Here is a 12,057-nt window from a genome sequence, read left to right as displayed (position 1 = left end):
CTGACTAACATGTTAAAAAAAGCCTATCCATATTACTTAGCCAACAAAGCGGTTTACGCGAATCAAGATTTGGTAGTGACCAACAAATACACTGGTGACGCTGCAACAACAGTGGCCATGGCTCAGGCCGACGTCATCGACAAAGCGATTGCCGCGGCAGAAAAAAGCCAGGAAGCGCTTAATGCAATGAAGCCTTACGAAAGGCAAAACGTGTTGAATCATTGCGTCAAACGGTTCGAAGAACGCTTTGAAGAATTGGCCTACGCGTTGTGTATTGAGGCGGGTAAACCCATCAAGGATGCGAGAGGCGAAGTGACTCGACTGATTGATACGTTCAGAATTGCTGCTGAAGAGTCGGTGCGTATTAGTGGGGAAGTGATGAATCTCGAAGTGACCCCTCGTGCTGATGGTTATCAAGGCATGTATAAAAAGGTTCCTATTGGGCCTTGTTCATTTATTTCACCGTTTAATTTCCCGCTTAATCTGGCAGCGCACAAAGTTGCACCGGCGCTGGCAGTAGGTTGTGCCTTTGTATTAAAACCAGCAAGCCGCACACCTCTTGGCGCTCTAATTATGGGCGAGGTGCTTGCGGAAACAGATTTACCGGAAGGGGCATTTTCTATTTTACCTTGTTCTCGTGATGGCGCGGATTTATTCACAACCGATGACCGATTCAAGTTGTTGAGCTTTACCGGGTCGCCTGATGTCGGTTGGGACCTCAAGGCTCGTGCAGGCAAAAAGCCCGTGATCCTTGAGTTAGGTGGTAACGCGGGTTGTATTGTTGACGAAGACACCGACTTGGATGATGCCGTTGAGCGAATTGTGTTCGGCGCCTATTATCAATCTGGACAAAGCTGTATCAGTGTTCAGCGCATTTTGATTCATCAATCTATTTATGACGATTTTAAACAGCGCTACGTTGAAAAAGTTGCAAACCTAGTTCACGGCGACCCGCTTGACGAAAAAACCTTTATAGGGCCGATGATCTCCGAATCCGAAGCGACCCGACTGGATAAATGGATTGACGAAGCTCGGCAAGTAGGGGCTGACGTGCTGTGCGGTGGCAAACGTGATGGCGCAATGCTCCGGGCGACTATTTTGGAGAATGTACCCAGTGATGCCAATATAAATACTGAAGAGGCCTTTGGGCCAGTATCGACAATCGCGCCCTTTGCAGATTTTGATCAAGCGTTGGAAGAGGTTAACAACAGCCAGTTTGGTTTGCAGGCAGGAGTATTTACTCGCGACCTTTACAAAGCACACAAAGCTTGGGATGTGTTGGATGTAGGGGGCGTTGTGATTGGTGACGTGCCAAGCTGGCGCGTTGACAATATGCCCTACGGTGGTGTCAAGGAGTCGGGTTTAGGTCGAGAAGGTATTCGTTTTGCCATTGAAGACATGACCGAAATTCGTCTCATGGTAATAAGAACACCAAAATAGAAAACAATGTGGGCATAGTATGCCCATAAATTCTTATAAGACGATGAATGGTTGGTTTTTTAGGCTTAATCGAAAATACTCGGACTGGGTTTAGGGTACCCTAATCTGATTGAGCTAAACCTAATAACAGTTACAGGGATCTACGATGAAGAAATCTATTTTTAAAGTCGCGCTTATCGCATCGGCTATTGCGCTATCTGGTTGTGCCACAGCTGAGAAAAAAAGCTCTTACGTGCAAGAAATTAAAGCCGCCGTAGATGCGCGTAGTGCCGAAGCTAAGGAACGGGACGTCTATCGAAACCCTGCTAAAACATTAGCGTTTTTTAGAGTAGAGCCCGGTATGACAGTGGCTGAAGCACTACCCGGCGGCGGCTGGTACTCCAATATTGTGGCGAACTACCTTGGCTCAGAAGGTAAGCTTTATGGGATAAATTATGCGGACGACATGTGGCCGAGATTTGGCTTTTTTAGCCAGGAACGCATCGATGATTTTGTATCCAGAACAGACAAATTTCCATCCATGGTGGCTGAATTTACCGACAATGGCATTGCGACCAAAGGTTTTACGTTTGCTACCATGCCCGAAGAGTTAGAAGGAACGGTCGATCGAGTTCTAGCGATTCGAGCGCTTCACAATTTGAATCGCTTCGAAGAAGACGCGGGCACCATGACACAAGCACTACAGGTCATGCATAAACTACTCAAAAAAGGCGGCATGGTAGGCGTTGTACAGCATAGATTACCTGAAGCATCTACTACCGCGACACAAGGGCAAAGAGGTTATCTTAAACAGTCAGAAGTGATTACATCGTTTGAAAACGCGGGTTTTGAACTGGTTGCAACGTCTGAAATTAATGCCAACCCAAAGGACAAGCCAAGCGACAGTGATATAGTTTGGCGCTTGCCTCCTTCATACAACGGTGTGGGAGAAGACGAAGCGAAACGTGCGGCGATGACGGCTATAGGTGAATCGGATCGCATGACCTTGTTGTTTAAGAAAAAATAGCTCCAGCAGTTTATCCATGTAGTAACAGGCCGCATTGTATTGCGGCCTTTTTAATTAACATTAAATTGCGGAGAACAACAGGCGTGGTTTTTGACACCCAAGCATTAAATAAACAAAGGCAAAACCTGACTGATTTTGATGATACTTGGGTATTCGGTTATGGGTCCTTGATTTACAAAGTGGACTTTGACCACATTGCTTGTGAGAACGCCCATATTCATGGCTTTGAGCGACGCTTTTGGCAGGGCAGTCATGATCACCGTGGTACACCTGAAAAGCCAGGTCGAGTATTAACCCTAACGCCAGTTGAGGGAGCAACATGTTTTGGTAAAGCCTTCAAGGTGGAACACCAGGTATTTGATCATTTGGATCATCGTGAAAAAAACGGCTATCTTCGGCACTCTATTGATATTCACTTATCCAGTAATCGTATCGTTCAGGGGTTGGTTTATATCGCCAGTCCGGACAATGCTGCCTATCTTGGACATGCAAGCATCGAAGATATCGCCAAACAAATTCTCAACTCGTCGGGACCAAGTGGAGAGAATAAAGACTACCTGTTTCAATTGGCTGATGCACTCAGGGCGAACAATGAAGTAGACGAACATGTTTTTGCAATTGAAAAAGCGCTTTGTGATCGTTATTCAAATTCGCCCCAGGTTAACAATACCTGAGGCTAAATAACTCCAATCCCGGATAAACAACGCCCGTAAACACCGCTATTTATCCCCCTCTCTTCGCTGTTCATTATGTGGATTGGTATAATTCTCGCCTTGATAGGGGAATAAATCACAGAGCGCTTCGAGCGAAGTCGAACGTTTCGCCAGATGAGACGCTGGTCGGACGCAGACTATCGTTTTGCATCCAAAGCCACCTGAATTTTATCTAGCTCTTCATAACTAAACTCACCGCGCTCGATCAGTTTAACGATGGCGTCTGTGTGACCTTTGAGTACCTTGGTTTCATCACCAATAATAATATGCTTGCGAATAGACTTGTGTCCGTCTTCATGAACGACGTCAAAATCATAGTCAACGTCACCGGTGACATTTACAAGCGCGCCGTCACCTTTGTGCATGACAACCACTTTTCTCTCCATACCTGATGCTAAATCGTCAACATCAAATCCTTCTGAGACTACCTGTTTAACACTATTCAGTGCTTGTAGAACCGTTTCTTTCGTGTCTTCGTCAAGGTGAGCTAATTTTGTATCAATAAGATCATCATTACTTAACTCATCAGCAGTAAAGATTACCGATTCAGTATTGCCATCGTTGTCCACTTTGATAACCACATTTTCATCTTTTTTAGCTTTAACTTCGACAAATTTGTGTAGCGCCTTTTCGTTGTCTTGAGCAATTACCGCACCTGCCAAGGTCAGCGAGCCCACGACCATTCCTGCAATCAGATTTTTCACTAAAAGGTTCATATTATTTCTCCAAAAAATTGTTTTATTGGATTGCGTGGATTTAGGCCACCACAATCATTCACTCAATAAAGTGATAAACAATCCTTATGCCAGTATTAAATTATCTATATATTACAGTTGGTTACTTGTTTTTTTGGGTGAATGACAACGAATCTCCTAGTTTAATTTCTGCATATGGGGATCAAATATCCCCATATGGGGAATAAATGCCAAAAGTACGCTAAGCTTAATATCATATTTCCAATAAAATCATGCGCTTAGAAACTAAGCAGAATGGCTCAATTCTTGATATTAATTTGTTAGTCCATTATTTATGAATCAGTCTATTTATTCCATGTCATTGCAGCGTTATTTGTTTATTCTCATCGCTTTATTTGTGGTGCTTCTCGCGGGGTTGCAGCTATTTATGATCTCTTATGTTCAGGAGCAAATGGCGTCTGAGGTAGAGAGCAAGAGCCGCACGCTGTCTGAGCAGGCGGTGGATTTATTAGTTAAGACGCTGCCGTTGCAACCCGACGAACCTATTGTTTGGGAGAATAACTCAAGTGTCGTGATAAATATCAAGAAAACGCCTGCTGAAGTAGTAGATTTAGGTGATGGTTATCAATTTGTCACCGGTGACCAAAGCCAAACAGTGACTGTCCAGCGAGTTTCAGCGGCGCACACGGGAATGGTTAGACAGCAATTAAGACGTCGACTAGATCAAATGGAATTTGGCACCTTTAGCAACAATTATGCGTTTTCGGTAGGGTTTAATAACGATGATGAAATTCATCAACAAGTTGTTCAGTTTAATGAGCAGGGTTCTGCTGTCGATCAATATTTGGATTATCTGATTTGGCTGACTATTGGAATTTGCTCAGCGGGATTGCTGTTTGCCTACTGGTTGGCAAATCATATAAGTCGTCCATTGGCCGACTTATCCAGCGGCTTCTTAGATTTGGAAAGAGGGAAGTTGGGCAAACAAATCGAGGCGTCTGGTGTTCAGGAAGTTAAAGCGACACTTGAGCGTTTTAATCATATGAGTTCGCGGTTGGAAAAACTCAATCAAATGGAAAAACGTTTCCAGCAGCAACATCAACTTGCCGAACTAGGCGATATATCCCGTGGGTTAGCGCACACCTTGCGAAATCCTATCAATACCATTGGTTTAGCAATCGAACAAATTAGTCAGCCTGATTTGACAGAACATCAGCGTATTGACTTGGCTCATCAAGCCAGACAAAAAATCAATCATATCGACAATACTATCAAAGCGCTTTTGAGCCTCACCGCAACTGGCGTGGATCGCAATCAGTCAGTTCGATTAAACACAGTGATCCAAGACATTATTATGGAATTAAGTATGGCTGGGTCGCCTCCTGTTATTTACACACCATCTCAGGATATTCAACTCATTGGTTCTGATATAGAAATACGTTCTATGTTACATACCTTGTTGGTCAATGCATGCGATGCATCTGGCGCAAATGATCAAGTCAGTGTTTTTGCTGAAAGATCAGTCCAAAACGTTGTCGTGCGCGTGATTGATCAAGGCCCAGGACTGTCCAAAACAATCCAGGAAAATCTTTTTAAGCCACATGTGAGCAGCAAATCAGAAGGTGCTGGAATGGGATTGTACATTACCAAGCGTATTGCCCAATCTCATTATCAAGGAGATGTCACCTTGCAAAATACCCCTGAGGGAGGCTGCATCGCGACACTCACACTAGGTTCACCAGAGTCAGGAAGTATTTAATGAGCAGTGGTCAAAAAATATTGTTAGTGGAAGACGATTTACGCCAGCAACAACTTATCAACGATATTCTTTGTACAGAAGGATTTGATGTGATCACAGCCGCTAGCGTCGAAGAGGCTGTGCTGGCAGTAAAAGTAAACCAGTTTGACGCGGTTTTCAGTGATTGGAAACTTGGTGAATTAAGTGGTATCGAACTGCTTAACTACGTTCGTCGAAATCAGCCTGAATTGGGCTTCGCTATTGCCACTGCTTACGGCACGATTAATCACGCAGTTGAAGCCATGAATGCTGGGGCTGATGATTACCTGGCCAAACCCTTCCAGCGTCAGGAGCTGTTGTTATGCGTTGAAAAAATCCTTAAAGCAACCCGCCTAAGGTCACAAAATAAGCAGCTCAACGAGGCCTTGGGTGAGCAACAGCAATTAGTCGAGTTGGTAGGTAACGCGCCTTGTATGCAAAAAGTGTATGAACGAATTAAGCGCGTTTCCAATACTGACGCCACGGTTTTGGTTACCGGTGAAAGCGGCACGGGCAAAGAGCTCGCCGCAAGGGCGTTGCATAAACTCTCGTCTCGCCAGAACAACGCATTTGTTGCAGTGAATTGCGGTGCGATCCCAGAATCGCTGGCAGAAGCAGAATTGTTTGGTGCGCGAAAAGGTGCCTACACGGGGGCGAATGAAGACAAAATAGGCAAGTTGGAAAGTGCTCACCATGGCACCTTGTTCCTGGATGAAATAGGTGAATTACCATTATCCTTGCAAGCCAAGCTGCTACGTTTTTTACAAGAAGGTAGCGTAACCCCACTAGGAAGCAGCCAGGATATTGAGCTGGATGTGCGGGTCATTGCCGCCACCCACAGAAATCTCGCTCAAATGGTTTCGGATGGAACATTCCGAGAAGATTTATTTTATCGTCTCAACATCGTCCCCATCGAAATGCCTGCGTTAAGAGAAAGACAGGAAGACATAGGCCCACTAATCTCCTTTTTTCTGCACAAGAGCTGCCATCGCTACAAGATTGAACAACCTAAAGTCAGTCGAGAGGCTATGAAAGCTTTGTTGAATCACACATGGCCTGGCAATGTCAGAGAGTTGGCTAATCGAATTGAACGCTTTGTGTTATTAGGCGATGAGAAAGAGTTGGAGGAACAGCCAGAATCCATCGCCATCGCTAAATCCGACACATTTCAACTTCCTGATGAGGGACTTGATTGGGAAGCGTTTGAAAGAGACTGTCTTGATCAAGCGCTGGCGCGTCATCACGGTAACCGTACCAAGGCAGCCAAGTTTTTAAACCTCAGTTACAAAGCGTTTTTGTATCGTTTGGATAAGCATGGTTTGAATTGACGAGTCGCACTGCTAAACGATATTCGTATGGTCGTTTAATTGTCGAGATTTCTTACATTGTTTGGGTTTGAAAAGCTAATACAGTAAATAAATGCAATAAAATCAATAGATTAAATCTCTGGTATGCTTTTTGCTGAAATCACTTCATCTAATAAAATAAAGCTAAAACAAAACATTGCTTAAACAAAGCACTTTTCGGTTTATGGAGTACATCAAATGAAAGTATTTAGTCGTATCACGATACTATGTTTCTTAGTATCTACCTTTGCGTTAGTTGGAAAAGCGAGCGCTACTGCTATCTTTACAACAGATTTTCCCACTGATTCCTCTACTCGTTTTAATCAAATTGGTAGCAATTTTTGGAATGACGGTGATTTTATCGAGCAGCTATTTAGTGGTACCGGTTTGTCAGAAGTCAATGAATTTACATTAGATCTAAGTATCGTTTCAAACGTGCTTAGCGGCGATACGCAGGACATGTCAGTGATGCTAAACGGTATTGAAATTGGCGATTTTATGATTTCTGCAGGAGATGCCCTAGTTAATATTGCCTTTAACGGTTTCAATGTTATGGGTATGGGCGGAAGTGGTGACGATTACTTGGTGAGACTTGAGACCACGCGCACTGTTAATGGTGGACAAGGTTCAGCAGGTATTGCCAATAACACAGGTAACCTAACCTTGACTCAAGTTTCTGAACCTGGCGTGCTCGCATTGCTTTTAGTAGGCGGTTTGGCAGCATTTAGACGTCAAAAGTAGTCTATTGTCACAACCTACAAACAGGTAGTTTATGAAGGAAGCGTAAGTCGCTTCCTTTTTTGTTACTCATCCCAAAACGCATTGCGCAATATGGACGCAGTAAAGGTTTTGCGCAAATAAAAACCTCTAGGTCGGGTTTTAACGATCATTCCGTCGCTGCCTATGGCTTCGGTTAGCGCGCTACCATCAGCGGCTTTCGGGCGCAGTTGCAAGACTTGGCCATGGCGCGCAGTGACATTTTCTATTTCCCCTAGCGCTATGATATCCATTAGCTCTTCCCAGTCTTGTTTGAGCAGGTCGAGTTGAGTTGGATCTGGTTGCCACAATACAGGTGATGCCACTCGTCTATCTTTAGGCGGAATGTCTCGACTTCCTTCCACAGGCACCCACAACACGCAATTGAGTTTGTTGCGCACATTGCTGGTTTCCCACGTAATGCCGGCAATGCCCGTCAGTGGTGCGTAGCATACGTATGTGGTTTCCAAAGGCATACCAGTTGGATCAATGGGGATTGTCTTCAATTCAACACCTAACTCCGGAAAGTCTTGAGTTGGTTTTGATCCTGCCACTGCACCAAGATAGGTTTCCAGAAGCTGTCCGGTCCAGCCTTTTTCCCGTTTGAAATTTTGCGGGACTTTGATTTTAGCCGCTTTTGCTAATTCACCCAAAGACAGACCTGCTAATGCCGAGGCTCGTTGAAAAAGCTGTTCAATATTGACAGGCTCGCTAGTAGCTACGCTGGGCATCGTTTATCCTTTTTAAACAACCTAAAACAATTAGGTATTGGGCCAAGTAGTACGTAGACATCACCCAATACCCTTCAAAAGGCAGCGGTACAACAAACTTGTTTACGGCTATCAAAGCGTCGGAAATCACAAAAAATATCGCTCCGATTAAAATCAAATAATCATCTGTTTTGACCAGAATAGCGCTGCATGCCATAAAACATATAGCCAGCATGTAGACGACAACTGGCACATATAGGTTGTCAGAGGCAGGAACAACAAATAGTGCTACTACAATGATTGATAACAGCAATGCCGCAATCATAAACGCTTTGTGCTTTTGCCAATGTCGCCAACGTTGGAATGCCAAGCCGTAACAGCATTGGGCGATGAGAAAGGCACTTAAGCCCATAACGAACCCTTGTTCTATCTGCAGCGCTAGCAAGATGTCACCAAAGACCGAAAAAACAATTGCCAAGCCAACCAGTTGATAATTAAACAACACATGTTTGCTGGCGAAAAAAAGCAAAAGCAGTATAGGCGAAGCTTTGTGGATGTAATGCAATGGATATTGCTCTAAATGCATCATTGCCAAATAACTTAGGGCCAATACCCAAAATAAAAAGGGCAGCAAGGCTAGGCTGCGTGAGGGGCTAGTGGGGTTCATGTTCTTTTCTCTGGCAACAAAAGGAAAACAAGCTGTTGCGTTAAAAATATTATTGCTTTGATTGCCCCCTAGTTTATGGAAGAATGGCAAAATATTAAAGAAATCAATCCCCCAGGAGTCAAAGTGATTGATGCCGAAGGTTTCCGCGCGAATGTCGGTATAGTGATTTGCAATAGGATGGGGCAGGTATTTTGGGCAAAACGCTATGGGCAACATTCATGGCAGTTTCCACAAGGCGGAATAGATCAAGGTGAAACTGCTGAACAGGCAATGTTTAGAGAATTACATGAGGAAGTTGGATTAAAACCAGAACAAGTTAAAGTCATTGGTGTGACCAAAAATTGGATGCGATACAAGTTACCTAAACGGCTCATCCGTCAAGGTAGCAACCCTGTCTGTATCGGTCAAAAGCAAAAATGGTTTTTGTTACAACTCGAATGTAATGAGGCTGACGTCGATGTTTTGAATTCTGGTCACCCGGAATTCGACGATTGGCGCTGGGTGAGTTATTGGTATCCGGTTCGGAATGTTGTGTCATTTAAACGCGATGTTTACCGCAGAGTGATGAAAGAGTTTGTGTCATTTGCTATGCCAGCTTACAACAAACATTCACAGCCACAACGTAATCGAAAGCGTAAAAGGCAATCTCAATAGTCCATGCTTACAACCCTTAAAGGTATTGTTCAGGAGGTCAGTAAAATCCCCGTTTTGGAGGAGGCGTTGGCGCACCTGACTAAACGATTAACCAGTGCATTGAAGGTGGATTCTTGTTCTATTTATCTTGCTGATCACGAAAAACAACACTTTTTACTAAGCGCTACCCACGGGCTTGAATCCAGTGCTGTGGGGAGTGTTTCCATCGGCTTTTCAGAGGGGTTAATTGGACTTATTGGTCAGCGAGAAGAACCTCTAAACATCGTTGATGCGCAGTCTCATCCCCGTTTTAAGCAATACCCAGAAGTTAAAGAAGAGAAGTATCACGCGTTTCTTGGTGCGCCTATTATTCATCAGCGTAAAGTGCTTGGCGTTTTGACTTTGCAACAAAAGAAAAAGCGCCGGTTTAGTGAGGATGAGGAAGCTTTTTTAGTGACTCTATCCACTCAGATGGCACTTGAAATTGTCCATGCTGAGACCCGCGGATATCTGTCGTTTAATGACGAGACTAGTCGAAGCAAATGGCAGTCTAAAATTTCGGGTGTACCGGGTTCTCCTGGGCTGGGAATTGGCATTGGTTTTATTCCTGATTATAAAGTGACTTTGGCGGGACATGTTGCACGACGTTCCAGCAACGTTTCAGAGGAAATTAGTCGTTATCGCGAAGCAGTTGGTGTCACCCGTTCTCAAGTAGACGAGCTGTCTCACCGAATTGAAGGTCAGGTACCTTCAGATGTTCAAGCCATCTTTCAAATTTACAGTCATCTACTAGACGCCAATAGTCTTGGCCATGAAGTGGAAGCACGCATCAAAGAAGGATGGGATGCTGCCAGTAGTTTGAAGTTCGTGGTCGAAAACTACATTCAGCAATTTCGAAATATGAGCGACCCTTACATGCAAGAAAGGGCTGTTGATATTGAAGATCTCTCGAGTCGTATCTTGGCCAATATTTTAGGTGCGCAAAGCCCTTCGATGCGAGTTGTGGATCCGGGTAAAGCGGCGATTTTGGTTGCCGAAGAAGTCACCGCATCCATGTTGGCAGAATACGCAACGACTAAACTGCGTGGAATTATTTCTGTTCGAGGCTCGAATAATTCTCATGCCGCGATTTTGGCCAGGGCAATGGGTTTGCCGGCAGTCATGGGGTTGTCTGATGCTCCTTTGTCTTTGCTAGACGGCAAAGAAATTCTTGTTGATGGTTATTCTGGCGAGGTCATCGTTTCTCCTTCGCAATCTGTGCGCAAAGAATTTCAAATTCTGGTTAATGAAGAACAAGAACTATCCGACCGGATCCTTGAACAAGCCCATTTACCCAGTGTGACAAAAGACAAACATCCGATTTCACTGATGATTAATGCAGGGTTGTCAGCTGAAATGGAAAATAGCCATTTCACCCATGGTGAAGGCGTTGGATTGTACAGAACCGAAGTACCGTTTATGTTGCGCGAACGATTTCCGTCTGAACATGAACAGTCAAAATTGTATCGACAGATGCTCGAAACCGCGCCAAATAAACCCATCACAATGCGTACTTTGGATGTTGGCGGAGACAAACCTTTGCCTTATTTCCCAATCTCGGAAGAAAATCCTTTTTTGGGTTGGCGAGGGATCCGATTGACCTTGGATCATCCGGAAATATTCCTGGTACAGATCCGTGCAATGTTGCGGGCTAATGTGGGCTTGGGAAATCTGCAAATAATGCTTCCTATGATCACCTCAGTGTCGGAAGTTGATGAAAGTAAGCGTCTTATCAGACAAGCGTTTCACGAAATATCCGAGGAAATTGAAGATTCTGACCACGTGCTTAAAATGCCCAAAGTTGGCGTGATGCTCGAAGTTCCAGCAGTGATATACCAAATTCCCCAACTCGCGAAAAAAGTCGATTTCTTTTCGGTTGGAAGCAACGATTTAACTCAGTATTTACTCGCGGTGGATCGCAACAATGCGCGAGTTTCAGAACTATACGATAGTTATCACCCTGCTGTGCTGCGCGCCCTGCAAGCGATTGTGCATCAGGCCGATGAACATAAAGTCCCTATTACTGTATGCGGTGAAATGGCGGGTGAACCCGGCGGGGCGATTTTGCTCATGGCAATGGGTTACAGTAAACTGAGCATGAACAGTCATAACTTACTCAAAGTCAAATGGGTGATAAGAAGCGTCACAAAAGACCGTGTCGAAGAATTGTTGGAGACGATTCTTGATTGCAGCCACCCTTCGCAGGTTAAAGAAAATATCAATATCTACCTGGAATCAATTGGTCTTGGCGGTCTGGTAAGGGCAGGTAGCTAAT

11 protein-coding genes are annotated in these 12,057 nt (G+C 44.4%); 8 read left to right on the top strand and 3 right to left on the bottom strand.

Annotated features, from left to right (window positions below; all coding sequences use genetic code 11):
• Nucleotides 1–9 precede the first annotated feature (9 nt).
• The 3 genes from FM019_RS02960 (at nt 10) to FM019_RS02950 (ending at nt 3,120) form a co-directional block, all read left to right on the top strand.
• Nucleotides 10–1,440 (top strand): aldehyde dehydrogenase family protein, encoded by a 1,431-nt coding sequence (locus FM019_RS02960; RefSeq protein WP_143834419.1) that lies wholly within the window; start codon nt 10–12, stop codon nt 1,438–1,440.
• A gap of 145 nt (nt 1,441–1,585) precedes the next feature.
• Nucleotides 1,586–2,446, top strand: coding sequence for a class I SAM-dependent methyltransferase (locus FM019_RS02955; protein WP_143834418.1), 861 nt, complete (start codon nt 1,586–1,588; stop codon nt 2,444–2,446).
• Between the two features lie 83 nt (nt 2,447–2,529).
• A complete protein-coding gene (locus FM019_RS02950) occupies nt 2,530–3,120 on the top strand; it encodes a gamma-glutamylcyclotransferase (protein WP_143834417.1) in 591 nt (196 codons plus the stop codon).
• 176 nt (nt 3,121–3,296) lie between these two features.
• Here FM019_RS02950 and FM019_RS02945 read toward each other — a convergent pair whose 3' ends face one another.
• A complete protein-coding gene (locus FM019_RS02945; RefSeq protein WP_143834416.1) occupies nt 3,297–3,875 on the bottom strand; it encodes a hypothetical protein in 579 nt (192 codons plus the stop codon).
• 313 nt (nt 3,876–4,188) lie between these two features.
• Here FM019_RS02945 and FM019_RS02940 point away from each other — a divergent pair, with 313 nt between their 5' ends.
• The 3 genes from FM019_RS02940 to FM019_RS02930 all read left to right on the top strand — a co-directional run bounded on the left by FM019_RS02940 (nt 4,189) and on the right by FM019_RS02930 (nt 7,718).
• On the top strand, nt 4,189–5,613 hold the full coding sequence (locus tag FM019_RS02940) for a sensor histidine kinase (RefSeq protein WP_143834415.1): 1,425 nt from the start codon (nt 4,189–4,191) through the stop codon (nt 5,611–5,613).
• Nucleotides 5,613–6,959, top strand: a complete 1,347-nt coding sequence (locus tag FM019_RS02935) for a sigma-54-dependent transcriptional regulator (protein ID WP_143834414.1) — start codon at nt 5,613–5,615, stop codon at nt 6,957–6,959. Before FM019_RS02940 ends, FM019_RS02935 begins: the two co-directional genes overlap by 1 nt.
• A gap of 216 nt (nt 6,960–7,175) precedes the next feature.
• Nucleotides 7,176–7,718 (top strand): hypothetical protein, encoded by a 543-nt coding sequence (locus FM019_RS02930; RefSeq protein ID WP_143834413.1) that lies wholly within the window; start codon nt 7,176–7,178, stop codon nt 7,716–7,718.
• A 62-nt stretch (nt 7,719–7,780) separates the two neighbouring features.
• On the opposite strand, the gene mutH is transcribed toward FM019_RS02930, so the two are convergent.
• Both mutH and FM019_RS02920 read right to left on the bottom strand, forming a co-directional pair.
• A complete protein-coding gene (gene mutH, locus FM019_RS02925; protein WP_143834412.1) occupies nt 7,781–8,464 on the bottom strand; it encodes a DNA mismatch repair endonuclease MutH in 684 nt (227 codons plus the stop codon).
• Complete coding sequence (locus tag FM019_RS02920; RefSeq protein ID WP_143834411.1) at nt 8,445–9,110, bottom strand: lysoplasmalogenase; 666 nt, start codon at nt 9,108–9,110, stop codon at nt 8,445–8,447. Before FM019_RS02920 ends, mutH begins: the two co-directional genes overlap by 20 nt.
• 123 nt (nt 9,111–9,233) lie before the next feature.
• On the opposite strand from FM019_RS02920, the gene rppH reads away from it, so the two are divergent.
• Both rppH and ptsP read left to right on the top strand, forming a co-directional pair.
• Nucleotides 9,234–9,764: an RNA pyrophosphohydrolase gene (gene rppH, locus FM019_RS02915; RefSeq protein WP_143834923.1), complete on the top strand. Its 531-nt coding sequence runs from the start codon at nt 9,234–9,236 to the stop codon at nt 9,762–9,764.
• Between the two features lie 3 nt (nt 9,765–9,767).
• Nucleotides 9,768–12,056 (top strand): phosphoenolpyruvate--protein phosphotransferase, encoded by a 2,289-nt coding sequence (gene ptsP, locus FM019_RS02910; RefSeq protein WP_143834410.1) that lies wholly within the window; start codon nt 9,768–9,770, stop codon nt 12,054–12,056.
• Nucleotide 12,057: the final 1 nt, after the last annotated feature.

This window comes from Aliiglaciecola sp. M165 (genome assembly GCF_007197995.1).
GTDB lineage: Bacteria > Pseudomonadota > Gammaproteobacteria > Enterobacterales > Alteromonadaceae > Aliiglaciecola.
Note: the sequence above shows the minus strand (reverse complement) of the source record. Positions and strands in the feature narration are given on the sequence as shown.

Coding starts and splice junctions, on each gene's coding strand:
- ptsP (WP_143834410.1), top strand. CDS start 9,768: ATGCTTACAACCCTTAAAGGTATTGTTCAGGAGGTCAGTAAAATCCCC.
- FM019_RS02955 (WP_143834418.1), top strand. CDS start 1,586: ATGAAGAAATCTATTTTTAAAGTCGCGCTTATCGCATCGGCTATTGCG.
- FM019_RS02940 (WP_143834415.1), top strand. CDS start 4,189: ATGAATCAGTCTATTTATTCCATGTCATTGCAGCGTTATTTGTTTATT.
- mutH (WP_143834412.1), bottom strand. CDS start 8,464: ATGCCCAGCGTAGCTACTAGCGAGCCTGTCAATATTGAACAGCTTTTT.
- FM019_RS02930 (WP_143834413.1), top strand. CDS start 7,176: ATGAAAGTATTTAGTCGTATCACGATACTATGTTTCTTAGTATCTACC.
- FM019_RS02945 (WP_143834416.1), bottom strand. CDS start 3,875: ATGAACCTTTTAGTGAAAAATCTGATTGCAGGAATGGTCGTGGGCTCG.
- FM019_RS02935 (WP_143834414.1), top strand. CDS start 5,613: ATGAGCAGTGGTCAAAAAATATTGTTAGTGGAAGACGATTTACGCCAG.
- FM019_RS02920 (WP_143834411.1), bottom strand. CDS start 9,110: ATGAACCCCACTAGCCCCTCACGCAGCCTAGCCTTGCTGCCCTTTTTA.
- FM019_RS02960 (WP_143834419.1), top strand. CDS start 10: ATGTTAAAAAAAGCCTATCCATATTACTTAGCCAACAAAGCGGTTTAC.